Annotated in this window: 26 protein-coding genes and 1 pseudogene; 13 read left to right on the top strand and 14 right to left on the bottom strand. The window is 65.9% G+C overall.

What is annotated here, in order from left to right; genetic code table 11:
• Nucleotide 1 precedes the first annotated feature (1 nt).
• Nucleotides 2–805, bottom strand: coding sequence for an AAA family ATPase (locus tag JOZ00_RS15425; RefSeq protein WP_293344983.1), 804 nt, complete (start codon nucleotides 803–805; stop codon nucleotides 2–4).
• 111 nt (nucleotides 806–916) lie between these two features.
• Between JOZ00_RS15425 and JOZ00_RS15420 the strand changes: the two genes are divergently transcribed.
• Genes JOZ00_RS15420 through JOZ00_RS15410 form a run of 3 tightly spaced genes read left to right on the top strand, consistent with a single transcriptional unit; the run spans nucleotide 917 to nucleotide 3071 of the window.
• Nucleotides 917–1507 (top strand): acid phosphatase, encoded by a 591-nt coding sequence (locus tag JOZ00_RS15420; RefSeq protein WP_293344981.1) that lies wholly within the window; start codon nucleotides 917–919, stop codon nucleotides 1505–1507.
• The gene (locus tag JOZ00_RS15415) at nucleotides 1504–2601 is read left to right on the top strand and encodes an isochorismate synthase (protein ID WP_293344979.1); all 1098 of its coding nucleotides are present in this window, start codon (nucleotides 1504–1506) and stop codon (nucleotides 2599–2601) included. Before JOZ00_RS15420 ends, JOZ00_RS15415 begins: the two co-directional genes overlap by 4 nt.
• Nucleotides 2598–3071: a GNAT family N-acetyltransferase gene (locus JOZ00_RS15410; protein ID WP_293344977.1), complete on the top strand. Its 474-nt coding sequence runs from the start codon at nucleotides 2598–2600 to the stop codon at nucleotides 3069–3071. Before JOZ00_RS15415 ends, JOZ00_RS15410 begins: the two co-directional genes overlap by 4 nt.
• Here JOZ00_RS15410 and JOZ00_RS15405 read toward each other — a convergent pair.
• Nucleotides 3023–3457: a hypothetical protein gene (locus JOZ00_RS15405; protein ID WP_293344975.1), complete on the bottom strand. Its 435-nt coding sequence runs from the start codon at nucleotides 3455–3457 to the stop codon at nucleotides 3023–3025. The two genes, JOZ00_RS15410 and JOZ00_RS15405, sit on opposite strands and share 49 nt — an antisense overlap.
• Before the next feature lie 92 nt (nucleotides 3458–3549).
• On the opposite strand from JOZ00_RS15405, the gene JOZ00_RS15400 reads away from it, so the two are divergent.
• Nucleotides 3550–4533: a diacylglycerol kinase family protein gene (locus tag JOZ00_RS15400; protein WP_293344973.1), complete on the top strand. Its 984-nt coding sequence runs from the start codon at nucleotides 3550–3552 to the stop codon at nucleotides 4531–4533.
• A gap of 272 nt (nucleotides 4534–4805) precedes the next feature.
• Nucleotides 4806–5060, top strand: a complete 255-nt coding sequence (gene whiB1 / locus JOZ00_RS15395; RefSeq protein WP_068070345.1) for a transcriptional regulator WhiB1 — start codon at nucleotides 4806–4808, stop codon at nucleotides 5058–5060.
• Between the two features lie 105 nt (nucleotides 5061–5165).
• Here the strand turns inward: whiB1 and JOZ00_RS15390 are convergent, their stop codons facing one another.
• The 4 genes from JOZ00_RS15390 to JOZ00_RS15375 all read right to left on the bottom strand — a co-directional run bounded on the left by JOZ00_RS15390 (nucleotide 5166) and on the right by JOZ00_RS15375 (nucleotide 8175).
• Nucleotides 5166–6665 carry a sensor histidine kinase gene (locus tag JOZ00_RS15390; protein ID WP_293344967.1) on the bottom strand — a complete coding sequence of 500 codons (1500 nt, stop codon included), beginning with the start codon at nucleotides 6663–6665 and terminating at the stop codon, nucleotides 5166–5168.
• 57 nt (nucleotides 6666–6722) lie between these two features.
• Nucleotides 6723–6938 carry a biotin/lipoyl-binding carrier protein gene (locus JOZ00_RS15385; RefSeq protein ID WP_040622133.1) on the bottom strand — a complete coding sequence of 72 codons (216 nt, stop codon included), beginning with the start codon at nucleotides 6936–6938 and terminating at the stop codon, nucleotides 6723–6725.
• A gap of 296 nt (nucleotides 6939–7234) precedes the next feature.
• The gene (rsrA, locus tag JOZ00_RS15380) at nucleotides 7235–7534 is read right to left on the bottom strand and encodes a mycothiol system anti-sigma-R factor (RefSeq protein ID WP_293344965.1); all 300 of its coding nucleotides are present in this window, start codon (nucleotides 7532–7534) and stop codon (nucleotides 7235–7237) included.
• Nucleotides 7531–8175 carry a sigma-70 family RNA polymerase sigma factor gene (locus JOZ00_RS15375; RefSeq protein ID WP_293345011.1) on the bottom strand — a complete coding sequence of 215 codons (645 nt, stop codon included), beginning with the start codon at nucleotides 8173–8175 and terminating at the stop codon, nucleotides 7531–7533. Before JOZ00_RS15375 ends, rsrA begins: the two co-directional genes overlap by 4 nt.
• A gap of 303 nt (nucleotides 8176–8478) precedes the next feature.
• Here JOZ00_RS15375 and JOZ00_RS15370 point away from each other — a divergent pair, with 303 nt between their 5' ends.
• The 4 genes from JOZ00_RS15370 (at nucleotide 8479) to JOZ00_RS15355 (ending at nucleotide 10990) form a co-directional block, all read left to right on the top strand.
• Entirely contained in the window at nucleotides 8479–9327 is an 849-nt protein-coding gene (locus JOZ00_RS15370; protein WP_293344963.1) for an NAD(P)-dependent oxidoreductase, read from the top strand.
• Between the two features lie 4 nt (nucleotides 9328–9331).
• A complete protein-coding gene (locus JOZ00_RS15365) occupies nucleotides 9332–9814 on the top strand; it encodes a YbaK/EbsC family protein (RefSeq protein ID WP_293344961.1) in 483 nt (160 codons plus the stop codon).
• A 127-nt stretch (nucleotides 9815–9941) separates the two neighbouring features.
• The gene (locus tag JOZ00_RS15360; protein WP_293344959.1) at nucleotides 9942–10370 is read left to right on the top strand and encodes a hypothetical protein; all 429 of its coding nucleotides are present in this window, start codon (nucleotides 9942–9944) and stop codon (nucleotides 10368–10370) included.
• Nucleotides 10371–10402: 32 nt separating this feature from the next.
• Nucleotides 10403–10990, top strand: a complete 588-nt coding sequence (locus tag JOZ00_RS15355) for a DUF308 domain-containing protein (RefSeq protein WP_293344957.1) — start codon at nucleotides 10403–10405, stop codon at nucleotides 10988–10990.
• Between the two features lie 30 nt (nucleotides 10991–11020).
• Here JOZ00_RS15355 and JOZ00_RS15350 read toward each other — a convergent pair whose 3' ends face one another.
• Both JOZ00_RS15350 and JOZ00_RS15345 read right to left on the bottom strand, forming a co-directional pair.
• Nucleotides 11021–12220, bottom strand: coding sequence for a PucR family transcriptional regulator (locus tag JOZ00_RS15350; protein ID WP_293344955.1), 1200 nt, complete (start codon nucleotides 12218–12220; stop codon nucleotides 11021–11023).
• A gap of 107 nt (nucleotides 12221–12327) precedes the next feature.
• A complete protein-coding gene (locus JOZ00_RS15345) occupies nucleotides 12328–12954 on the bottom strand; it encodes a DUF308 domain-containing protein (protein ID WP_293344953.1) in 627 nt (208 codons plus the stop codon).
• A 279-nt stretch (nucleotides 12955–13233) separates the two neighbouring features.
• On the opposite strand from JOZ00_RS15345, the gene JOZ00_RS15340 reads away from it, so the two are divergent.
• Complete coding sequence (locus JOZ00_RS15340) at nucleotides 13234–13371, top strand: hypothetical protein (protein ID WP_293344951.1); 138 nt, start codon at nucleotides 13234–13236, stop codon at nucleotides 13369–13371.
• A 16-nt stretch (nucleotides 13372–13387) separates the two neighbouring features.
• Here JOZ00_RS15340 and JOZ00_RS15335 read toward each other — a convergent pair whose 3' ends face one another.
• On the bottom strand, nucleotides 13388–14680 hold the full coding sequence (locus tag JOZ00_RS15335) for a helix-turn-helix domain-containing protein (protein ID WP_293344949.1): 1293 nt from the start codon (nucleotides 14678–14680) through the stop codon (nucleotides 13388–13390).
• A gap of 137 nt (nucleotides 14681–14817) precedes the next feature.
• Between JOZ00_RS15335 and JOZ00_RS15330 the strand changes: the two genes are divergently transcribed.
• Both JOZ00_RS15330 and JOZ00_RS15325 read left to right on the top strand, forming a co-directional pair.
• On the top strand, nucleotides 14818–16596 hold the full coding sequence (locus JOZ00_RS15330) for a DUF3556 domain-containing protein (RefSeq protein ID WP_293344947.1): 1779 nt from the start codon (nucleotides 14818–14820) through the stop codon (nucleotides 16594–16596).
• Nucleotides 16593–18014 (top strand): NAD(P)/FAD-dependent oxidoreductase, encoded by a 1422-nt coding sequence (locus JOZ00_RS15325; RefSeq protein WP_293344945.1) that lies wholly within the window; start codon nucleotides 16593–16595, stop codon nucleotides 18012–18014. The genes JOZ00_RS15330 and JOZ00_RS15325 overlap by 4 nt, the downstream gene beginning before the upstream one ends.
• Here JOZ00_RS15325 and JOZ00_RS15320 read toward each other — a convergent pair.
• The 5 genes and pseudogenes from JOZ00_RS15320 to JOZ00_RS15300 all read right to left on the bottom strand — a co-directional run bounded on the left by JOZ00_RS15320 (nucleotide 18011) and on the right by JOZ00_RS15300 (nucleotide 22638).
• A complete protein-coding gene (locus tag JOZ00_RS15320) occupies nucleotides 18011–19030 on the bottom strand; it encodes a zinc-binding dehydrogenase (RefSeq protein ID WP_293344943.1) in 1020 nt (339 codons plus the stop codon). The two genes, JOZ00_RS15325 and JOZ00_RS15320, sit on opposite strands and share 4 nt — an antisense overlap.
• Entirely contained in the window at nucleotides 19027–19476 is a 450-nt protein-coding gene (locus JOZ00_RS27705; protein ID WP_366022334.1) for a VOC family protein, read from the bottom strand. The genes JOZ00_RS15320 and JOZ00_RS27705 overlap by 4 nt, the downstream gene beginning before the upstream one ends.
• A 7-nt stretch (nucleotides 19477–19483) precedes the next feature.
• Nucleotides 19484–20656, bottom strand: a pseudogene (locus JOZ00_RS15310) (sulfotransferase); the annotation flags it as partial.
• 3 nt (nucleotides 20657–20659) lie between these two features.
• A complete protein-coding gene (locus tag JOZ00_RS15305; RefSeq protein WP_293344941.1) occupies nucleotides 20660–21400 on the bottom strand; it encodes an SDR family oxidoreductase in 741 nt (246 codons plus the stop codon).
• Nucleotides 21397–22638, bottom strand: coding sequence for an alkyl sulfatase dimerization domain-containing protein (locus JOZ00_RS15300; protein ID WP_293344939.1), 1242 nt, complete (start codon nucleotides 22636–22638; stop codon nucleotides 21397–21399). The genes JOZ00_RS15305 and JOZ00_RS15300 overlap by 4 nt, the downstream gene beginning before the upstream one ends.
• Nucleotides 22639–22680: 42 nt before the next feature.
• Between JOZ00_RS15300 and JOZ00_RS15295 the strand changes: the two genes are divergently transcribed.
• Nucleotides 22681–22934: SDR family NAD(P)-dependent oxidoreductase (locus tag JOZ00_RS15295; RefSeq protein ID WP_293344937.1), on the top strand; the 254-nt coding region annotated here is incomplete at its 3' end.

Below are 22934 nucleotides of genomic sequence, written 5' to 3'. Positions count from 1 at the left end.
TTTAGACCTCGACGGCGAACGTCGGCAGCGCCTTGCCCGTCTTCCAGTGCTTGAGCAGCGCCTTTGCCAGCTCGCTGTACGCGACGGCGCCCTTGTTCTTGCGCCCGGCCATCACCGACGAGCCCGAGGCGCTGGCCTCCGCGAAACGCACCGTGCGCGGAATCGGCGGGGCCAGCACCGGCAGGCTGTATCGGTCGGCCACGTCGAGCAACACGTCGCGGGTGTGGGTGGTGCGCGAGTCGTACAGCGTCGGCAGTGCGCCGAGCAGCCGCAGGTCCGGGTTGGTGATCTGCTGGACGTCGGCCACCGTGCGCAGGAACTGGCCGACGCCGCGGTGCGCGAGGGTCTCGCACTGTAGCGGCACGATGACCTCCCCGGCGGCGGTCAGCCCGTTGAGGGTGAGCACACCCAGCGACGGCGGGCAGTCGATGACGATCACGTCGAACCGGTCAAAGAGCTTGGCCAGCGCGCGTTTGAGTGCGTATTCACGCCCCGCCCGCATCAGCAGCATCGCCTCGGCGCCCGCCAGATCGATGTTTGCCGGCAGCAGCGTCATTCCCTCGATGGTCTCGACCAGCGCGGCGTTCGGCTCGACCTCACCGAGCAGCACCTCGTGCACGGAGACCGGTAGCTTGTCCGGATCCTGGCCGAGCGAGAAGGTCAGACAGCCCTGCGGGTCGAGGTCGACCAGTAGCACTTGCTTGCCCTCGTCCACCATCGCCGCGCCCAGCGAAGCGACCGTGGTCGTCTTGGCTACGCCGCCCTTCTGGTTGGCCACCGCCAATACCCGGGTCGTTTTAGTCACGAGCGCCCACCCGTCCTTTCGCCTCGCGGTTTCAGTGCCCATCCTGGCACGTTCGCCAGCCGAACGCTTCGGCCAGCGGCCCGGGCATGTCGTCGGGCAGAATCAACGGATATGGGCTTGCATGACAATCGACTGGTGCTGCTGCGCCACGGCGAGACCGAGTGGTCGAAATCGGGCCAACACACGGGCCGCAGCGAGATCGAGTTGACCGACGTGGGCCGTACGCAGGCCAAGCGGGCCGGCTCGACGATCGACGAACTGAATCTTGTTGATCCGCTGGTGATCAGCAGCCCGCGGAAACGCGCGCTGGACACCGCGGAGCTGGCCGGGCTCACCGTCGACGAGGTGTCCCCCATGCTCGCCGAATGGGACTACGGGTCCTACGAGGGCCTCACCACGGTGCAGATCCAGGAAACGGTTCCGGATTGGATGGTGTGGACGCACGGGTGCCCCGGCGGCGAGAGCGTCGCGCATGTCAGCGAGCGCGCTGACCGCGCCGTCGCCCGCGCGCTGGAAAACATGGAAACGCGTGACGTGGTGTTCGTCGGCCACGGCCACTTCTCCCGCGCGGTGATCACGCGCTGGGTCGAGCTGCCGCTCGAAGAGGGAATCCGCTTCGCCATGATCACCGCGTCGGTCGCGGTCTGCGGGTTCGAGCACGGAGTGCAACAGCTCAGGGCGCTCGGGTTGACCGGTCAGTGAACACCGAACCCCCATTCGTCCTGTGCGGGCCGACGCAGACTTTGATCGCCGACGGGGTTCGGGAGCGCTACGCCGACGTGAGCGCGGCGCAGGCCGCGCTGCGGTCCGGTGCTGCGCCAATAGTGCTGGGCGCGTTGCCTTTTGACGTGCACCGACCCGCCGCTCTGCTGACGCCGGATGCCGTGCGCCACTTGGACGGTCCACCGGATTGGCCCACCGGCCCGCTGCCGGCGTCGCGCGTGACGGCCGCCGTACCGCTACCGGCGCAGCACCGCGACCGGATCAGCCGGGCCGTCGATCAGCTCGCCGCGGCCGACAACCCACTGCACAAGGTGGTCTTGGCCCGCGCGCTGCGACTGGTCGCCGATGGCCCGTTGGACGCGCGCGTCATCCTGCGCCGGCTCATCGCCGCGGACCCGGCCGCATACGGCTACCTGGTCGACCTGTCCGCCGCCGGCGGCGACTATGCGGGCGCGGCGCTGGTGGGCGCCAGCCCGGAACTCCTGGTGGCACGCTCCGGCGACCGCGTCACGTGCCGCCCGTTCGCCGGGTCGGCCCCGCGCGCCGCCGACCCGGACGTCGACGCGGCCAATGGCGCCACGCTGGTCGCCTCGGCCAAGGACCGGCACGAGCATCGGCTGGTGATCGAGACAATCCAGGACGCACTGGAGCCGCTGTGTGACGAGCTGACGATTGCGCCCGAGCCCGAACTGAGCCGCACCGCGACGGTCTGGCATCTGTGCACACCGATCAGCGGCACGTTGCGCGATACATCAACCACCGCAATCGATTTGGCGCTGGCGCTGCATCCGACCCCGGCGGTTGGCGGGGTGCCGACGAAGGCCGCGACAGAGCTTATCGCCGAGTTGGAGGGCGACCGCGGTTTCTACGCGGGGGCCGTGGGGTGGTGTGACGCCCAAGGCGATGGCCGCTGGGTGGTCTCCATCCGCTGCGCGCAGCTGTCGGCGGACCGCCGCACGGCGACCGCCCACGCCGGAGGCGGAATCGTCGCCGAATCCGACCCCGACGATGAAGTCGCCGAAACCACACCGAAATTCGCGACGATTCTCAATGCCCTGGAAGTACAGCAATGATTCGCGGCGCCACACCGCACGACGTCGCCGCGATCGTCGAAATGATCCACGCGCTGGCCGAATTCGAGCATGCCGCAGCCGAATGCACGGTCACTGAAAAGCAGATGACCGCAGCGCTTTTCGGTGATGCGCCGACGGTGCACGGGCACGTCGCGGAAATCGATGGCGAGATCGCAGCGATGGCATTGTGGTTCGTCAACTTCTCCACCTGGGACGGCGTGGCGGGCATCTATCTCGAAGACCTGTTCGTGCGCCCCGACTTTCGCCGCCGCGGGCTGGCCCGCGCACTACTGGCGGCGCTGGCCGGTGAATGCGTCGACCGCGGCTACACGCGGTTGTCGTGGGCGGTGCTGAACTGGAACGTCGACGCGATCGGGCTCTACGACGGGCTCGGCGGCCAACCCCAACGCGAGTGGACCACCTACCGGTTGTCGGGTTCGCGCCTGGCCGAGCTGGCCGAGTCGCCCTGATCGCGGCCGGTCGCCCAGCGCACCGCGGCGGGGCTGAACAGCAAAGCCAGCACCGTCAGCGCCACGACGCCCGCGGGGATCCCGAATGCGGGCCGGTGCGACCCCACCGCGAGGTACCACGTCACGGGCAGTAGCAGCAGTTGGGTGAACACGGCCAGCCCGCGGCCCCAACGCTTTCCGATCACCAGCGCGCGCCCGGCGGCCGCCACCACGCCGCCGATCACCACGAACCACGCCGCCGTGCCCAGGCCATTGACCACGCGCTGGTCGGCTCCCGCGATCCCCCGCACCACCAGCACCGCCGCCACCACCAACGCGAGCACCCCCTGCAGCGCCACGATGACGCCTGCGCCGCGCACGGCCGGCGGGGGGACAATTGGGGTCACGCCGCAAGCGTAGTCAGCGCGGCGGCGTCGCCTTCGGACGCGAGCGGTTCCCCACAGCGAAGCCTTAACCCACCCGCATAAGCTCGTGCCTCATGCGTGCCGTGCTGATCGTCAACCCCACAGCGACCTCGACCACACCGGCCGGCCGCGACCTGCTGGCGCACGCGCTCAAGAGCCGTCTGCAGCTCACCGTCGAACACACCAACCACCGCGGCCACGGCACCGAACTGGCGGAGAAGGCGCTCGCGGACGGTGTCGACCTGGTCGTCGTCCACGGCGGGGACGGCACCGTGAGCGGTGTGGTCAACGGCCTGCTGGGCCGCCCCGGCTCCCCCACTTCGGCGCCGACGGGTCACGTGCCGGCGGTTGCGGTGGTGCCCGGCGGTTCGGCGAACGTACTGGCGCGATCGCTCGGGATCTCCCGCGACCCGGTCGCGGCGACCAACCAGCTGATTCAGTTGCTCGACGACTATCGCCTGCACGGCACCTGGCGGCGGATCGGCCTGATCGACTGCGGCGAGCGATGGGCCGTGTTCAACACCGGAATGGGTGTCGACGCGGAGGTGGTGGCCGCGGTCGAGGCCGAACGCGACAAGGGCGGCAAGGTGACGGCGTGGCGTTACATCCGCGCGGCCGTGCCGGCCGTCTGGGGTTACACGCGCCGCGAACCCACGCTCACCCTCGAGCTCCCCGGCCGCGAACCGATCCCCGGCGTCAGCTTCGCCTTCGTGTCGAACTCCAGCCCGTGGACGTTCGCCAACGAGCGGCCGGTGTGGACCAACCCCGCCTGCAGCTTCGAGTCGGGGCTGGGCGTGTTCGCGCCCACCAGCATGAAACCGATCCCCACGCTGCGAGTCGTCCGGCAGATGTTCGCGAAGCGACCCAAGTTCGAGTTCAAGCACCTCGTCACCGAAGACGACCTGGCCGGCCTGCGAATTACCTCGTCCGGCGGCCCGGTCGCCTGCCAGTTCGACGGGGATTACCTCGGGGTGCGCGAAACGATGACATTCAAGGCGGTTCCCGACGCGCTGGCGGTGGTCGCACCCCCCGGGAAACATGGCTCTGACCTGCGGTAACGGAAATCCGGCAAATCGAGCGACGAAAATCTCATCGAAGAGTGGCCCGTCAGTGTAGTACAACTGAGTAAGGGCTCGGCTACGAAATGGTCTAAGTGAGATAGCCCACGAGCGAACTCACACTATTGACATCCGTCGAGCCTGTGAAACGATCGAAAGGTTGCATGCAGAAAGTCATGTAGGGGTACGGACCACATTTCTTGTGCACGCGAGAACAGCCGAAGAAAAATGGCCGTGCGCCTTGCTGCGCACTCAGTGAGGAGTAATAACTTATGGATTGGCGCCACAAGGCGGTCTGTCGCGACGAAGACCCGGAGCTGTTCTTCCCGGTAGGGAACAGTGGCCCGGCGCTCGCACAGATCGCTGACGCGAAACTGGTCTGCAATCGGTGCTCGGTGACCACAGAGTGTCTCGCCTGGGCCCTGAATACTGGCCAGGACTCGGGCGTCTGGGGCGGCATGAGCGAAGACGAGCGGCGCGCACTGAAGCGTCGCAACGCCCGGACGAAGGCCCGCAGCGGAGTCTGACCCAGTTAGCGCAGATTAGAGTGCGGCCTCGACGAAAGTCGGGGCCGCACTCTTGCGTGGGTACGCGGCCTCGACATTGTCGAGGCCGCACTTCTGCGTACGCATTTACAGCATTAGCCGGGCCCGGCGGCCGATCGGCACCCGCAGCACCACATCGGTGCCGCGGGCGGAGCCCTGCCGCATGCCCAGCGTGCCATCGAGCTCGGCCGACACCAGGGTCCGCACGATCTGCAGGCCGAGGCTGTCGGACGTCTCCAGGCTGAAGCCCTCGGGCAGCCCGCGCCCGTCGTCGTGCACCACGACGTCGAGCCAGCGCGCCGAACGCTCGGCCCGAATGGTCACCGACCCTTCCTGCGCGGCGGGGTCGAAGGCATGCTCGATCGCGTTCTGAACCAGTTCGGTGATGACCATGATCAGGGCCGTCGCCCGGTCGGAGTCCAGCACCCCCAGGTCGCCGACGCGGTTGATCCTGATCGGGCGGTCCACCGACGCCACGTCGTTCATGATCGGCAGGATCCGGTCGATCACCTCGTCGAGGTTCACCTGCTCGTCCACCGACATCGACAGCGCGTCGTGAACCAGGGCAATCGACGACACCCGCCGCACCGACTCGATCAGGGCCTCTCGCCCCTCGGCATTGACCGTTCGGCGCGCCTGCAGGCGCAGCAGCGCCGCCACGGTTTGGAGGTTGTTCTTCACGCGGTGGTGGATCTCGCGGATCGTGGCGTCCTTCGATATCAGGGCGCGGTCGCGGCGCTTGACCTCCGTGACGTCGCGGATCAGCACCGCGGCGCCGGCGCTCTGACCGTGCACCACCAGCGGCAACGTGCGTAGCAGCACCGTCGCGCCGCCGGCGTCGACCTCCATCCGCATGCTCTTGCCGCCGGCCAGCAGGTCGAGCACGTGCTCGGCCAGCTCTTGTGCCTCGAAGGGGTCCGAGACCAGCGGGCGCGTCACCTTGACCAGATTGCGGCCCTCGAGATCGCTCGTCAGGCCCATCCGGTGATAGGCCGACACCGCGTTGGGGCTGGCGTAGGCGACGACGCCGTTGACATCGAGGCGCATGAAACCGTCGCCCGCGCGCGGTGTGGAGCGGGACATGACCACGTCCCCCACGTCGGGAAAGGCGCCCTCGGCGAGCATCTGCACCAGATCCCTGGCGCACTCCCGGTAGGCGGTCTCCAGGTGGCCCGACGTCCGGTCGGCCGTTTCCGCGGTTTGATGCTGGGTCAGCACCGCAACCACCTGGCCGCCGTACCGCACCGGGGAGGACGCGACGTGCGGACCCGGCAGCCACGAATTCTCTTGTGCCGCATCGTAATCCCGCTGCGCGGTGCCGGAGTCGAACGTCTCGGCCACGATCGACAACCGGTCGGCGCCAAGGACCGTACCGACCGAGTCGGTCAGCAGAACCGTGGGCGCGGTGTTGGGCCGGCACTGCGCAACGCACACCAGCACCCCGTCATCGCGCCGGACCCACATCAGATAATCGGCGAACGAAAGGTCGGCCAGTAGTTGCCATTCCCCGACCACCGCATGCAGGTGATCCACCGCGATGCCCGGCAGCATCGTGTGTTCGGCAAGCAGATCACCGAGAGTTGACATCAATGACTCCCCGGGTCGTTCCCCGGCAGCGGGCAGGAGGGTTCAAGCTTTTCGGGACTAGCTGATCACTGCGATGAGGTCGCCCGCCTGGATGACATCGCCCACCGACACGCTCACCTTGCTGACGGTCCCGTCGACTTCGGCCAGAACCGGGATTTCCATCTTCATCGACTCCAGCAGCACCACGATGTCGCCTTTGCCGATCTGGTCACCCTCGTTCACCACGACTTCGAGCACGCTGGCCACGATCTCGGCGCGCACGTCTTCGGCCATCTTCACCCCACTCGTTCGGCCATTTGCGCAGGCTGGCTGCTGGTCCCTCAAACTTGTATCAGGCTTTCGTATATCGAACCATAGGGCCTGCGTCGAGCGCGGCGTGTGGGCCCGTGACGGTGCAAACACTTCCCGTGAGAGACTAGAAGGCAAGCTATCGGCGCCAAGCGCCCGCTATCACGAGCATTTCAATCCACGGAGGTTTTCCAAAATGGCCAAACGAGGCCGGAAGAAGCGCGACCGCAAGCACAGCAAGGCCAACCACGGCAAGCGGCCAAATTCCTAGCCGACGGCTACTACACACCCCGAATGATGGTGGTGCGCCGGATCTCCAGGCGCAGCCGCTCACGTAATCCCTCGGGGGCTTTCTCACCTCTGCATTTGCTGGCGACCAGCGCTTTGATGCGCTCTTCGAGCCCGTAATGCTTGAAGCATCCGGGGCAAGCCTCGAGGTGCTGGCGCAGCCTTTCTTTGGCTTCGGGTGTGCATTCGCCGTCGAGCAGGGTCCATACCTCGGCGATTACCTCGGCACAGCCGACGCCGCCGTGGGAATCGTCGTTCGGGCACGCGTCGCCCTTGCTGGGAAACTCGTTCATGACGACACCTCCTCGTGCGCCTGGTGACCGCGATTGAAGCCTCGCTCTTTGGCCACGTCGGCCAACAGCCCGCGCAGCTGGCGTCTGCCGCGGTGCAGCCGAGACATTACCGTCCCGATCGGCGTCTCCATGATTTCCGCGATTTCTTTATACGGAAACCCCTCGACGTCGGCGTAATAGACCGCCATCCGGAATTCCTCCGGCAAAGCCTGCAGCGCGTCTTTGATCTCTGAATCCGGCAACGATTCCAGCGCTTCGACCTCGGCCGAACGCAACCCGGTTGACGAATGTTCGGCGTTCGACGCCAACTGCCAGTCGGTGATTTCTTCGGTCGGATACTCCGCAGGTTGACGCTGCTTTTTGCGATAGCTGTTGATGTAGGTGTTGGTCAGGATCCGGTACAGCCACGCCTTCAGGTTGGTGCCGGCCCGGAAGGAGCGGAATCCCGCATACGCTTTTACCATCGTCTCTTGCAGCAAATCTTCGGCGTCCGCGGGATTCCGCGTCATGCGCAACGCACCACCGTAAAGCTGGTCGAGCAGCGGAATCGCGTCGCGTTCGAACCGCGCCGTCAATTCCGCATCTGATTCCTCAGATCGTTGGGGACTCTCTTCGTCTATGACGCCGTCTGAATCGGCCATTTGGATAACCCCGGTCCCTTCTGCTGCGGTGCTACCGGGCGGCAATCGAAGCGCACTCGGACTCGCAAGGAAGCAAGCCAACCGCTCTGCGCCCACTGGACTGTCCAACAGGCTCGTCGCCGCTGACACCAAACTGCTCCTTTCAATCTAAAGGCTGCTCCCGACAGTGTCTGCCCGGGCTGCCACGCAAACATCGAAGACCGATTGTTTTAACATCGGCGCTCGGCACGCTATTTCCGCCCGCCCGGCCGTCGGCTTCCCCCTCTTCTAGGACCGGTTTGCGCAGGACGTTAGTGTGACGCCATGTCCCTTAAAGGCAAAACCATGTTCATCTCCGGCGCCAGTCGCGGAATCGGCCTCGCGATCGCGAAACGGGCCGCCAGTGACGGAGCCAACATCGCCCTGATCGCCAAGACCGCCGAGCCGCATCCGAAGTTGCCGGGGACGGTCTTCACCGCCGCCAAGGAGCTCGAGGAAGCCGGCGGCCAGGCACTGCCGATCGTCGGGGACGTCCGCGAGCCGGACTCCGTGGAGGCCGCGGTGGCCAAGACCGTCGAGCAGTTCGGCGGCATCGACATCTGCGTCAACAACGCGTCGGCGATCAACCTGGGCTCCATCGCCGAGGTGCCGATGAAGCGCTTCGACCTGATGAACGGCATTCAGGTCCGCGGCACCTACGCGGTCTCGCAGGCGTGCCTCGCCCACATGAAGGGCCGGGAGAATCCGCACGTCCTGACGCTTTCGCCGCCGGTGCTGTTGGGTAGCGAGTGGCTGAAGCCGACGGCGTACATGATGGCCAAGTTCGGCATGACGCTGTGCGCGCTGGGCATCGCCGAGGAGATGCGCTCCGAGGGCATCGCGTCGAACACGCTGTGGCCGCGCACGCTGGTGGCCACCGCCGCGGTGCAGAACCTGCTGGGCGGTGACGAGGCGATGGGACGCGCCCGCAAGCCCGAGATCTACTCCGACGCGGCCTACGTCATCCTCAACAAGCCGGCCAAGGAGTTCACCGGCAACATGCTGCTGTGCGAGGACGTGCTCGTCGACTCCGGAGTCAAGGACCTGTCGGTGTACGACTGCATCCCGGGTTCGGAGCTGGGCGTCGACTTCTGGGTCGACGGCGTCAACCCGCCGGGGTACTCCGGCTCTTAACCTAGTGGCTGCCACACCGGCTATCGCCGCACTCGCCAAAGCCGGTGTGCCGCACCAGATCCTGAAGTTCGACCACGACTCGCGGGCGGAGTCGTTCGGCGCCGAAGCCGTCGAGGAGCTGACCAGGACGGAAGGCATTGCGCCCGAGCAGGTTTACAAGACCCTGATTATCGCCGTGCCCGACGGGCTGGCCGTCGCGATATTGCCCGTCCCGAGCCGACTTTCGCTGAAGGCGGCCGCTTCGGCCCTGGGAGCGGCCAAAGCGGGCATGGCCGAGGCCGCCGCCGCCGAGCGGGCCACCGGTTATGTGGTTGGCGCCGTTTCGCCGTTCGGGCAACGTAGGCGCCTGCCCACCGTGGTCGATTCGGGTGCGCTCGGGTGGGATCGGATTTTCTGCAGTGCGGGGCGCCGCGGCTGGGACGTCGCGGTCGCACCGCAGGATCTGATCCGGCTGACCGGCGCTGTCACCGCCGAGATCCGCGCTTGAGTCCTCCCCACTTGTGGTGCAGAACATTTTCCGCTCGATGATCGTGTCTGCGCGAACAATGCCCATCGGGCGCCAGTCGCAGACGATCAAGGCGTGGGCGACTAGCCCCTTGAGCAAAGGAGTTCCGATGGCAAACAAGGACCTGAGCGCACAGTTCGAGAAGATCTCCGACCAAGCGAACACGGCGACACAACATCTCCGTGCGGCCGGTCAGCGCACCAGGGATCAGCTGGCCGCCGACGCCGCGAGTGCACGAGAGAGGGCAACCGCAGCGGCAAATCAGTTGAAAGCCAACGCGGATAGCGCACGCGACAAGGCCTCGTCACACTGGCAAGACATCCGCGAAAAATGGCAGGCGCATGTCGCGAAGGTGCAGACCTCGGTAAAAGAAAAGAAAGAAAAAGTCGACGCCGAAATGGCGGACACGGACGCCAATATAGCCCTGTCTTATGCGCTCGATGCGATCGATTTCGCGGCGGCCGCTGTCGACGAAGCCGAGTCCGCGGCGCTGGACGCGATGTCCGCGCGCGCCGAAGCAGAGGCATTGCGCCGCTGATCGCAGCAGCGATCTTGCAGACTGACATTTCCATGGCGCCGTCAGGAAAATTGCGCGATGTCGTCGCCCACCTCACCGATACCCTCGGGGCGAAGACCCGCTACTGGTGGCTGCTTCTCATCGTCGGCGTGATCTGGCTCGCGATCGGTTTCGCGATCCCCCGCTTCGCCTACGAAACCGTTACGGCTCTCGCCAAGCTCGTTGGAGTGTTGTGTTTGGTGGCCGCGGCCACCGAAGCACTGGAGGGCGCGATTTCGTCGAAGGGCGCTCGGATTACTCGCGGGTTGGTGGCGGTGGTGTTCGTCGTCGCGGGCGTCGTGGCATTGCTAAGCGCGAAAGCAACCTTCGTCGCACTGACCGCGGTGATGAGTCTGCTGTTCGTCGTGTGGGGCGCTGTCGGCCTTCTCACCGCACTGGCCGCCATGCGCGAACGCGCGTGGTGGGTGCCGGCGATCGCGAGCCTCTGCGAGCTCGCAATCGGGTTGCACATCGCGGGTTCGTTGCATGCGCCGATCATCACCCTGCTGACCTGGACCACCGCGGGCACTGTCGCGCACGGTATCGGCGAGGTCGCAATGGCTTTCGTCGTCCGCAGGGTGCACGTGCGACTAGCTCGTTAAAAGCGTTGCACACCAACGCATTACGACTCGTTACATGAGACGGCGGTACACCTCGAAGACCAGACACAGTTCGGCCACATCACGCGGTCGGGTCAGGGAACGGCCGGTGCGCTCCTCGATGCGATGCATCCGATAGCGGACGGTGTTCGCGTGACAGAACAAAACCTCCCCGGCGCTGCGCATCGACCCGGCGTTGTCCAGCCATGCCCTGAAGGTTTCGAAAAGGACTTCCCTCTCCTCGTCGCCAAGATCTGCGAAACACTGAATCACCGGTTGCGCGAGTTCGACCAGCACTTCGGGAGCGCTGACTGCAGCGGTGGCCAGGATGGAGCCGTCAAAGACGGACACCGGCGAGCTCTTGTCTGCCCGACCCCGCAGCGTCACCCGCGCCTGATGCAGCGCCCGCGCCGTACCGCGCAGATCCTCGAAGCGGGCGCTGACCCCAACCCGGGCAATGGCCGCCCGGGACAACAGCGCCAGCAGCGCGGCCAGGTGACAGTCAGTCTTGACATGCACGATTCCGACTTCGATGTCCGGCAGTCCCCGCCATGCCGAGGCCATGTCGAGGCTGCGCAGTTTCGCCTCGATATCCGGTAGCGCTGCCAACCCGGAGACCACGTCATCAGCGGCGACGACGACATACGGACCGGCGCTAGGCAGCCGAAGGTAGTCGGCTGCCTCCCAGAGGCTGCACTGCTCGATGAGCCGGCCGTGCAGCAGCGCGTCTATGAGCACCGAGCGCTGCGTCTCGTCGCCCACGACCCGGCGGGTCTGCTCCTGTCGGTATCCATCCGCCATCGCGGCGGTGAACAGATCCTGGGCGATCATCAATTGAGCTGTCAGCGTGCGCAATACGGCGCCTGCGGCGCGAGGCCTCGTCGCTACCTCAACCGCGACGATTTCCCACACATCCCGAAAGCCGACCCGATAGGCCTCCATCACCGACGGCAGCGGCACTCCGTCACGTGCCTGCTGGACTCCCACGCGGGTAGCCGGTGTCACGTTGAATTCAGCGCCCGTGGCGATCGCTCCGAAGATCGCTTCCAGGTGGGCCGCACAACTGGCGGCCACAACTTCGAACGGCACCGCGACGGTCGCCCGGTAGGGCCGCACCTCGCGGGTGATTGCGCCCGCGAGCCCGATCGACACTTCATCGGTTCTGCGGTAGACCGCATCCGCGACGTCGGCGACCTGGTGTGGATCGATATCGCTCTTCGTGTCGGTTTTCATGCAGCGGACCTTATAGAGCCCACCCGTCCCGGCACTTGTGGCTAGGAAACGAAAAAGATCGACACCGTTGTCGCCGGGACTCTGAAACGTTTCGAGCCGCGACCGCCCTAGGCGGCGGCGACGTGTTTTGCCCGACTGCGAACTTGGAACGCCGAGATGACGTCCATGATGCCGATGACGATCAGCCAGCAGCCGGCTACCAGCGTCAGGACTGCGATCGAATCGAGCGGGGAAATGATCATCACCCCACCGCCGATAACGATGATCAGGCCTGAGAACGCCTGCCAGCCGCGTCCGGGCATGTGGTCGAAGGAAAGCGCAGCCGCGAGCAGTGTCATTCCACGGAACACCCAGCTGATGCCGACCCATAAGGCCAAAAGCGTCACGGCCTCGAATTTGTCTCGGAAGCAGAAGAAACCCAGAACCAGCGATACGACCCCGGTGATGAATGTCAACACTCTCATTGCGGCCCCGGCGTGTGTGCCAAAGGCGGCAAACACGTATCCGACTCCGGAAAACACCAAGTAGATGCCGAACAGGACGCCGGCCACAAACAGCGTCTTGCCTGGCCAGGCGAGCACGATGACACCAAGTGCCACGGCTCCCACACCGATGAGCAGCAACAATTGCCACGCACTGCGAGCAAGCTGCTGCAATGGACCTTCGACAACGGTCTGATTGGTATTCGTCATTGGAATATCATTAACCCAATTCGACCTCAATGAAATGTCCACGGCGACACAATTCGGCATCGCGCACAGGTATCGCGCACAATGTGGGGCTGAAACCGCTGGTGTAAGGGCGGCGCGCTTGCGCCGCGAAGCGGCAGTTGTGCGCTCCTTTGCCGCGTTTGTCGCGGGAAGACAAAAGCGCGTCGCAAGTTGGTCGGCCGACGACATCCCCCGGCGGGGCCGGCGTCGTTAAGTTTCCTCCCGAACGCAATGCCGCGTCACAGCTCAAGTACCACAAACCAATCCGACTGTTCCGCCTCGCGGGGAAACGTAGGTGAAACCATGTTGCTGCCCGCCTTCATCATGCTGGTAGTCCTAGCACCCGTCCTCGTCCCGGTGATCATCACCGTGGCGCACGTCATCATGGGGACCAACCGGCCCGCCACGACGCTCACCCGCCCGCGACCCACCCTCGCGTAGACCCCTGCAGCCCAACTTATTTCGGCCGCAGCACCGCGCTGCCGTACCAGTGACACGCCAGCAAGGCCAGCTCAACGTCGAGCCGGTCACCGCCGATTTCGCGGCCGCGCCTGGCGACGGCTCGGCCCACGCGATACTTCACCGAGTTGAAGTGCAAATTGAGTTCCTCGGCCGCAACCTTATAGCTGCAGCCGCACGCCAGGTAGACCCGCAACGTCTCCCGCAGCCGCGCGTCGTTCTCGTCATCGCAGGCGAGATCTCCGAGCACGTCGGCCACCCATCCCCGGGTGCCGGCCACGTCACTGCCAAGGCGCGCCACCACCGATAAGCCGGGGTCGGTGGCGGCGATAATGGTCGGCGCCGTGGAATCTTGGCGCTCCCGCACGATCGCGACGCCGCGGGCCTCCGACGCCTCCCGGTGGGAGCGACGAAAGCCTTCGATGCCGCCCGCCACCGTGCCGATGGCCACGCTCGGCGCCTCGGGCCGGGTCCGCGCGAATCGACGGACGCTCTCGACGGTGTCGGTCGACACCGCGCGATACGGCAGCCAGACCCAGCCGCAGCTTTGATCGGCGGCGACGAACAGCGGTCGGGCGCCAATGGCTTCGCCGAGTTCGCGGACGAATCGTTGCAACCGAGCGAGGTCGTCGACGCCGGCGCCGTCGGTGCCCGATTCCGGATACCAGACGATCAGCCCAAGGTGATGCCACCGCAGCGGATAACGAATCGATGTGGTTGCCGCGTCGACGTCAATGGGCTTGTTCGCGGCGAGCACTTCGCGCACCCGCATGCCGCGAAGGCTGTTCTGATTTTCCAACCACCGTTCGCGCTCGTCCTCGTAGACCACGACCACTTGCTGTGACATCCAGTCGATGTACTCGTACATCGCGCCGGTGATCGCCTCGAGGACCGCCACCCGTATCGCGTCGGGAACCTCGATCGCGCGCAGCTCGGCGAAAATCAGCTCATTCATGCGTCGTTGGCCAAGCCGGTAGGCGCGGACCAGAGCGTTGACAGGGATGCCATGCTGCGCCAGCCGGCGCGCGTACTCCAGCGCCGCGGTCGGCGCCTCGACGCGCTCAACCGCGATGTTGTAGCGCAGGGCATGCAGCATCGTGTCCACATTGCTCTCGACGCTGATGCCGAGCAGCTCGACGATCGCCGGGTCGCCACGCAGCTCCGGGATCTGTTCCTTCAGGGAAAGATGAATGGCCGACGCGACGTCGCCCAGCCTGCCGTGCAGCCGGACGGCCGTCTCGGCGACGTATTGATGCACCTCGACGTCGCTGTCGAGGCGTGGTTTGTTCACCTCCATGACGTTAGACGCCGGGTTGTCTTCCGGCGATAACTCCGGCGTGCGGTTTTGTCGATTCGCGACGGTGGTCTTTGTGCTCGGGATTCCTACCGTTGTCGACATTCTTCGTCCCGGACCAAGGAGCCGACACCATGGCACTGACACAGCCCCACTTCCCGGCGGTCGAGCCGGAACCGTTCTTGCGCAAGCCGCTGATGGAGCGGATGCGGATTCTCACCATCGATTGGGCCGAAAACGGTTTCGGTTCACCACGCCTGGTCCACCTGATGTACATCGCCAAGCTGGTTTTGTTCTTCGTGCTCGGCGGTGCCGCCGTGGCGACGGTGACATCGGGGCTGCCCGCGTTCTGGCACGTGGCGCAGTGGTGGAACCAGCCAATCGTCTACCAGAAGGTCATCCTGTGGACCGTGCTGTGTGAATCCATCGGCATCGCGGGGTCCTGGGGCCCGTTGGCCGGCAAGATCAAACCGATGACCGGCGGCATCCTGTTCTGGGCGCGACCGGGGACGATCCGGCTGCGGCCGTGGAAGTGGGTGCCCGGCACCGGCGGTGACCGTCGCGGCTGGGTCGACGTCGCGCTGTATCTGGCGCTACTGGTGAGCCTCGCCGTCGCGCTGCTGGCACCGGGGGTGCACAGCGATTCACTGGCAAAGGCATTGCCGCACAACACTTCTGGACTGGTCAACCCAACTCTGTTGATAGCGCCCATGGTGTTGCTGGTGCTGATCGGCCTGCGGGACAAGACCATCTTCCTGGCCGCGCGCGGCGAGCAGTACTTCCCCGCGCTGCTGTTCTTCACCGTGCTGCCGTTCACCGACATGATCATCGCGCTGAAGATGCTGATCGTGGTGGTGTGGATCGGTGCCGGATTCTCGAAGTTCGGTAAGCACTTCTCCAACGTGATTCCGCCGATGGTCAGCAACAGTCCGTTCATCCCGTTCAAGTGGCTCAAGCGCGCGCATTACCGCGATTTCCCCCGCAACCTGCTGCCGTCGGGAATGGCCCACTTCATGGCGCACGTCAACGGCACCTTCGTCGAAATAGCCGCTCCCCTCATCCTGTTCTTCTCCACGAACAAGTGGGTGACGCTGGCCGCCGCGCTGCTCATGGTGGGGTTCCACCTGTTCATCATCTCGACCTTCCCGCTGGCGGTCCCGCTGGAGTGGAACGTCGTATTCGCTTACACCACAGTGTTTTTGTTCCTCGGGTTCCCATCCTGGAACGGCTACTACGTGACCGACATGTCCTCGCCGTGGCTGACGGCCGCGGTTGTGGCGGGCCTGCTGTTTTTCCCGGTGCTGGGAAACCTGCGTCCGGACAAGGTTTCGTTCCTCCCGTCGCTGCGCCAGTACGCCGGAAACTGGGCGTCGGCCGTGTGGGCGTTCGCGCCGGGCGCCGAACAGAAGCTCGACCGTGTCACCCGCCCGACGCGCAACCAGGTCGACCAGTTCATCGAGTTCGGCTACGAACCGCACTGGGCCGAGATCACCGCACAGAAGACGATCGCGTGGCGCACTATGCACAGCCAGGGTCGCGGCCTGTTCTCGCTGCTGCTGAACCATCTGCCCGACGTCGACACCCGCACGGTGCGCGAGGGCGAGTTCATCTGCAACTCGTTGACCGGATTCAACTTCGGTGACGGTCACCTGCACAATGAAGACTTGATCCGCGCCGTGCAACGCCAAGCCGCATTCGAGCCGGGCGAGTGCGTTATCGCCTGGGTGGAATCCGAGGCCGTCGGCAGCGGTGTGCAGCACTACAAGTTGATCGACGCCGCCCTCGGCGTGATCGAGCGCGGCACCTGGAAGGTCGCCGACGCGGTTGCCGAACAGCCCTGGCTGCCGAACGGTCCCATCCCGACCCAGGTGAGCTGGTCGCTCGGCGGCAGCAAGCACGGGGCCCTGGCGTGAGTACCGCAGTGGTGGTCGGCAGCGGACCCAATGGGCTCGCCGCCGCCATCTGCCTGGCAGCCAAGGGCGTACAGGTCACCGTCCTCGAGGCCGCCGACGAGATCGGCGGCGGTACCCGGTCGAGCGAAGCGATCGTTCCCGGCCTGCTGCACGACCACTGCTCGGCGATCCACCCGATGGCCGTCGGCTCCGCGTTCCTTCGCGGCTTCGCCCTGGAGCGGTACGGATTGTCGTGGCGCCGGCCGGAAATCGATTGTGTGCACCCTCTCGATGACGGCAGCGCCGGCGTGCTGCATAGATCGGTGGAACAGACCGCGGCCGGCCTCGGCCGCGACGGCTCGCGGTGGCGGCTGGCGTTCGGCTACTCGGCCGCCCAGTTCGACACCCTGAGCGAGGACATCATGCGGCCGCTGCTGCGATTCCCGCACCATCCGTTGAAGCTGGCGCGGTTCGGGGCTCCCACGGTGCTACCGGCGTCCGCGTTCGCCCGCGCGTTCCGCACCGAGGAAGGCCGGGCATTGTTCGGAGGCGTTGCGGCACACGCCTTCCGGCCGCTGCACTACCCGATGACCTCGGCGATCGGAACGGGCATCATCGCGGCAGGCCACCGGCACGGCTGGGCGGTGGCCGAAGGCGGATCGCAATCGATCAGCAACGCGATGGCGGCGCTGCTGGGCGACCTGGGCGGCAAGATCGAGACCGGCATCCGGGTGCGGACGGCGGCCCAACTGCCGCCGGCCGACGTCACGATGTTCGACCTGGCGCCCAGCGCGGTCGCGGGCATTCTCGGCGACCGCCTGCCGCACCGCATTTCGCGGGCCTTCACCCGATTCCGGCGTGGCCCAGGCGCCTTCAAAGTCGACTTCGCCGTCGAAGGCGGCGTGCCATGGACGACCCCGGATGCGCGTCGCGCCGGTACCGTGCACCTGGCCGGCACTTATGCTGAGCTCGCCGCGACCGAGCGCGAAATCCATGCCGGACGCATGCCGAAACGGCCGTTCGTGCTGGTCGGTCAGCAGTATCTCGCCGATCCGCAACGCTCGGTGGGCAATACCCATCCGGTGTGGAGCTACGCCCATGTCCCCAACGGCTACGCCGGCGACGCGACCGAGGCCATCATCGCCCAAATCGAGCGGTTCGCCCCGGGTTTCCGGGAGCGGATCATCGGGCTGACGGTGCGTTCGACGGCGCAGATGGACACCTACAACCCCAACTATGTGGGTGGTGACATCATGACCGGTGCCAAGGACATTCGCCAGCTGACCTTCGGCCCGCGAATCACGCTGTCGCCGTACAATATTGGAATTCCAGGCAGCTACATCTGCTCGGCGGCCACCCCGCCGGGGCCCGGTGCGCACGGCATGTGTGGCGCCAATGCCGCCCGGCTCGCCCTCGCCCATCTCGATCGACGCCGTTAGGCGAAGGTGACCACGACCTTGTCCGCGGCGCCGGGTGTACGGGCGAGGTCGAGCGCTTGGCCGACGTTGGCGAACGGCACCGTGTGGCTGACGATCAGCGCGTACTTCTCCCAGTTCGCGACGAGATCCTTGGTCACCTCGAAGATTTCGTCGGGATAACCCATGCTGCCCACGATGGTGATCTCGTTGCTCATCACGTTGACGAACTCGACGGGAATCGGCTCCTTGTGCACGCCGACAATGCCGAGGGTGGCGCCCTTCTGCGCGGCGGCCAGCGCGGTGTTGACGACGGCCGGCGCACCCGCGGCGTCCAGGTAGATGTCGGTGCCGGCCGCGCCGGGGAACCTGGGAAATACAGACTCCCCCGGACCGTGCAAATCGATCAGACGCCGCACGACGTCCTCCTCGGCGGAGTTGATGACGGCATCGGCCCCGATCTGCAGGGCCTTGTCCAGCCGCGCGGGGATCAGATCCGCGACCACCACATGGCTGACGCCAACGGATTTGAAGGCCAGGGTCGCGCCCAGCCCGATCGGGCCGGCACCGAACACCACGACTTTGTCCGACGGTTTGGGGTTGCACCGGTTGACGCCGTGCCGCGCGACGGCCATCGGCTCGTTGAGCGCGGCGACCTCCCACGGGATGTGCTCGGGGATGACCTCCAAACTGGTTCCGCGAACGGCGTTCTCGATCAGCAGGTAGTCGGCGAGCGCACCCGCCGGTCCCCCGTTGCCGATGATGCCCCCGGGAGCGGCCATCGGGTTGATGACGACGTGATCGCCGACGGCGATCCCGGAGACGTCGGCGCCGACTTCGGCGACCTCCCCGGCCGGTTCGTGCCCGAGCGGCGTGTGGCCCTGGCGCGGCGGGATGCCCCCGATGATGATGTAGAACGCGTCGGACCCGCAGATGCCGCAGGCGCGCATCCGCACCAGCACGTCCCGGGGACCCACCTCGGGACGGTCGGCGTCGACGACCTCGGCCTTGCCCGGGCCCGTGACCATCGAGATCTTCATGACGCCATCGACTTCAGGAACCCGGGCCAGTCGGGAAACAGTGCGCGGTCGACGATTTCGATCCGAACTCCGCTGGGGTCGGCGTAGTACGCGAACATCGACAGCGTGTCACCGCTAGGACGCGCTTCGAGGCGGTATCCGGTGCGTTCGAGTTGCGCTGCGGCCGCAGCGATGTCGTCGACCCAGTAGCCCAGGTGGTGTGCACCGCCGTCGACCGGCGCGGTCCAGATCGTGCCCCGGATTTCCTGAATCAGTTCCAGGTGCGGCGCATTCACCGAATAGACGAAACAGAACGGCACCTCGATGTCGCCGTCGGCCGTGGTCACGCTCAGCGTCGACTCGACGGGTTTGGTCCAGTGGTATCCCATCGCCTCGGTGAGCCGCGCCGCGGCGGCGGCCACGTCCTCGACGACCAGTCCGGTGTGATAGCAGTCCGCCGGGTTCATGGCGTGGCTCCAGTTCGATGTCGAAGGTGTCGAGGTACTCGGCGAAAATCGGCTTGAGCTTGTCCACGGTCAGGTCGTACTGACCGAGGTTGTAGGTGTTGAGGGCGAAGAGATTCTGGGGATGGCCGGCCAGCCAATTGCCCATCCGCGCTTCGGTTTCGGCGGTCAGCGGGTCGCCCGCCCACTCGTAGATGCGCCGCATGACGTCCATCGGGTCGCGCATCATCTCGTGGTAGTACATGTGGAAGAAGCGGTCATCGCCGATGCGGTCCCGCGCCCGCAGCGGCCGCTCGACGTGGTATTGCATCTGCGCCATCGCGTTGCGGCCCATCGCTTTCGAGTCGATGGCGTCGGGTTGCAGCACCATTCCCTTGGGCAGCATCCACAGATTGCACAACGACCCGGTCGCCTTGTAGGGATCGCGATGCGCCCAGATGAGCCGGGCGTCGGGGAACACCTTCAGTAGTGCGTCGATGTGCACCGAGTGCGACGGCATCTTCAGGCTCCACGTACCCGGCGCGGTCGACTGCAGCACCTGCAGGTAGCGCTTCTGGTATTCGTACGTGCTCGTCATGTCGGTCTCGTGAAACAGCCATTCCGCGTACCGCGAGGTGGACAGAAAGGAATCCCAGGACAGCCCTTTGAAATCCTGGTTGTGGATGAACATGTCCTCGGTCGGCCCGTCGGCGTCTTCCCAATGCGGCAGCGGCACTTTCGCCTGCTTGACCATCTCCAGGATCTTGCGCTGCTCTCCCAGCAGGGCCAGGCAGCGCGGATCGGTGCGCAGCGCCTCGGTGCGGGCCGGCGGTATCGGATCGACGCATTGCCAGTGCAGCAGCGACCGGCGCGCCGGGTCCTGGTCGAGCAGATAGCTGATGACGGTGGTGCCGGTGCGGGGCATGCCGAGCACGAAAAGTGGCCGCTCGACGGGCGCGTCGAGCACCTCGGGGTGGTCCTGGATGTAGGCGTGGACCCGCAGCCGCCGGCCCAGCGCGTCGGTCGCATCGCCCAGGATACGGTCGCGACCGAAGGTGGTGAAGGCCGGCGAGTTGTTGAGGTCGTCGAGCATGATCGTCAGCCCGTCGCGCCACGAGTCGGAGTCGACCTCGCTACATCCGGTGCGTTTCGCGGCCAGCTCCAGGACGTCGTCCGGGGTGGTGATGTGGTCGTAGTCGCCCATGATTCAGACCGTCAGGTATCCGCCGTCGACAGCGATGGTGCTGCCGGTGATGTACGACGCCGCGTCGGTACACAGGAACAGCGCCGCACCGGCGCAGTCCTGCGGGATTCCGGGCCTGCCCAGCGGTGTGTGAAACCCGATCTCGACGTCCATGACCTCGGGGATGTTCATGGCGGGGTGCGTCATTCGCGTGTCGATCAGCCCGGGCGCGATGGCGTTGACGCGGATCCCGTCGTCGGCCCACCGGCGGGACAGGTTCATCGTCAACGCGATCAGGCCCATTTTCGATGAGGCGTAGCCAGGGACGAAGATCGCCGAGCGGAACGCGGACATCGAGACGACGCTGACGACGCTCGCGCTCTGGCTCGCCCTGAGGCGCTCATGACAGCGCATGGTCAATCGCATGGGGCCCAACATGTTCTGGGTCACCGACGCGACGTAGCCGTCCGGGTCGTATTCGTCGCCCGCGGGGTACGGACCGCCCGCGTTGTTGATCAGGATGTCCAGGTCCCCCAGCGAGTCCGCCAGGGCATCGACGGAGTCGGGATCTTGGATCTGGCATTGCTGGTATCTGAAGGCACTGAGGTCGTAGTCGTAATCGTCTGGTGCGGAACGGGTTCCGCTGATCGTCACCGCGGCGCCCGCCTTGGCGAACTCGGCGGCGATGGCGTTGCCGATGCCGCTGGTGCCGCCCGTCACCAGCACGTTGGCGCCGGTGAAGTCGAAACTGACGGTGGTTTTCACGGTGTCCTCAATTCGTCGATCGACTTGGTGAGCCACGCCTTTTTCCAGAAGTTGTCGGTCTCGTCCAGCAGCGCCTCGTGGGCGTCGGCGGCAACCACGCGCGCCCCCGGGTGGTCGGGTTCCGCCTTCAGGATGAGGTCGGTGAGGTGCAGCGCCTGCACCGAGCGGCCGGCGGCCACATGGGCGCGGGCCGCAGCCACCAGCGCATCGGCGCCCGCGGCGTTGACCACGTCAGCCGCGACGGAATCCGGTGCTATGCCATATAACTCGGTGGTGGAGCGATGCTGAAACCACCCCGCGTACATCTCCCAGATGGCGCGCACGTTCCACGACGTCTGGCCGTAACCTTCCCCGACGTCGAACTGCTCGGGCACCCTGACCTCGCGCATCGCCGTGTAGACGTCGGCGCCGGAATTCATCAGTTCGACGGTTCGGTCGTGCACCGCCTGCATGGCGTCGCGCATTGCAGTGACTTCCTCGGCGATGCGATCGGCGCCCTCGATCGGATCGAAGTGGCCGGTGACCAGCCGCCGCGGGCCGTAAGCGAGCACGGTGTTCAGCGATTCGATGTAGAGCGTCGGGTCACGGTACCGGTCGCCGCGGATGGTCATCAGATTCGGCACGTGGCCGAACAGCGGCCCGAAAAGGTTGCCGCTGAACAGGATCCGATCCTCGGGAAGCCACACCACCAGCGCGTCAGTGGTCTCACCACCCAGCGTCCACGCCATCTCGAAGGGACGGCCACCGACCGTCATGCGGTGGCGCTGGTCGAAGGTCGTGGTCGGTTCGGGGAACGAGAAGTCGATCGTCGCCGGGTCGATCGTCTTGAAATGTTCGAGTACGGCGTCGGAGAACTTCTGAAAGGCGAACGACGTCTTAGGCACGCGGTAGCCCATGAGGCGCTCGTTGTCGTCGCGCCAGTACCGATAGTTGCGGTGCATCACGATGTCCGTGCCGGCGTCGCGCAGCGAGTTCACCCCACCCCAGTGGTCGGCGTGGCCCTGGGTGATGACGATGGCCCGGGTCGGACCCGGCACATCGGCAAAAGCCTTGCGGTGCAACGGCCCTTCGAAGACCAGCCCGCTGTTGATGATGACCCGCCCCTCGTCGGTGGCCACCGCATAGGCGTTGGAGACACCGGACGACATCCATACGTCGTCGCCGAGCGATATCGCGGGAGTATCGGTTGCCGCCGCCAGGTCGCCGGCTCCGGGACGCTCCCGATGAATCCCAGCCATGAAAGGCGATCCTCTACAGTTCTAGAGGTAAAGTCAATAGCCATGGGACTACGAGGTCTAACGGACAAGGTTGCGGTGGTCGTCGGCGGCGCCACCGGTATCGGCGCGGCGACGGCCGCTCGGCTGGCCGAGGAGAGGTGCCGGGTCGTGATCGGCGACGTGGCCGTCGACGCAGCGCGCCAGACGGCCGCGCGCATCGTCGCGGCCGGCGGGACGGCGACACACGTCGCCTTCGATCTGTCGGACATCGCGTCGGTCGCCGACCTGATCGCCAGCGCCGCAACCACCTACGACGG

It is taken from the genome of Mycobacterium sp. (genome assembly GCF_019243155.1).
Classification (GTDB): Bacteria; Actinomycetota; Actinomycetes; order Mycobacteriales; family Mycobacteriaceae; genus Mycobacterium.
This window is presented reverse-complemented; position numbering and strand designations above follow the sequence as displayed.

What these genes read in the sequence shown, in the direction of transcription:
- JOZ00_RS15390 (WP_293344967.1), bottom strand. Translation starts at nt 6,665, where the DNA reads ATGTCAACTCTCGGTGATCTGCTTGCCGAACACACGATGCTGCCGGGC.
- JOZ00_RS15330 (WP_293344947.1), top strand. Translation starts at nt 14,818, where the DNA reads ATGGCACTGACACAGCCCCACTTCCCGGCGGTCGAGCCGGAACCGTTC.
- JOZ00_RS15355 (WP_293344957.1), top strand. Translation starts at nt 10,403, where the DNA reads ATGGCGCCGTCAGGAAAATTGCGCGATGTCGTCGCCCACCTCACCGAT.
- JOZ00_RS15410 (WP_293344977.1), top strand. Translation starts at nt 2,598, where the DNA reads ATGATTCGCGGCGCCACACCGCACGACGTCGCCGCGATCGTCGAAATG.
- JOZ00_RS15320 (WP_293344943.1), bottom strand. Translation starts at nt 19,030, where the DNA reads ATGAAGATCTCGATGGTCACGGGCCCGGGCAAGGCCGAGGTCGTCGAC.
- rsrA (WP_293344965.1), bottom strand. Translation starts at nt 7,534, where the DNA reads ATGAACGAGTTTCCCAGCAAGGGCGACGCGTGCCCGAACGACGATTCC.
- JOZ00_RS15350 (WP_293344955.1), bottom strand. Translation starts at nt 12,220, where the DNA reads ATGAAAACCGACACGAAGAGCGATATCGATCCACACCAGGTCGCCGAC.
- JOZ00_RS15400 (WP_293344973.1), top strand. Translation starts at nt 3,550, where the DNA reads ATGCGTGCCGTGCTGATCGTCAACCCCACAGCGACCTCGACCACACCG.
- JOZ00_RS15420 (WP_293344981.1), top strand. Translation starts at nt 917, where the DNA reads ATGGGCTTGCATGACAATCGACTGGTGCTGCTGCGCCACGGCGAGACC.
- JOZ00_RS15300 (WP_293344939.1), bottom strand. Translation starts at nt 22,638, where the DNA reads ATGGCTGGGATTCATCGGGAGCGTCCCGGAGCCGGCGACCTGGCGGCG.
- whiB1 (WP_068070345.1), top strand. Translation starts at nt 4,806, where the DNA reads ATGGATTGGCGCCACAAGGCGGTCTGTCGCGACGAAGACCCGGAGCTG.
- JOZ00_RS15340 (WP_293344951.1), top strand. Translation starts at nt 13,234, where the DNA reads ATGTTGCTGCCCGCCTTCATCATGCTGGTAGTCCTAGCACCCGTCCTC.
- JOZ00_RS27705 (WP_366022334.1), bottom strand. Translation starts at nt 19,476, where the DNA reads ATGAACCCGGCGGACTGCTATCACACCGGACTGGTCGTCGAGGACGTG.
- JOZ00_RS15360 (WP_293344959.1), top strand. Translation starts at nt 9,942, where the DNA reads ATGGCAAACAAGGACCTGAGCGCACAGTTCGAGAAGATCTCCGACCAA.
- JOZ00_RS15370 (WP_293344963.1), top strand. Translation starts at nt 8,479, where the DNA reads ATGTCCCTTAAAGGCAAAACCATGTTCATCTCCGGCGCCAGTCGCGGA.
- JOZ00_RS15385 (WP_040622133.1), bottom strand. Translation starts at nt 6,938, where the DNA reads ATGGCCGAAGACGTGCGCGCCGAGATCGTGGCCAGCGTGCTCGAAGTC.
- JOZ00_RS15375 (WP_293345011.1), bottom strand. Translation starts at nt 8,175, where the DNA reads ATGGCCGATTCAGACGGCGTCATAGACGAAGAGAGTCCCCAACGATCT.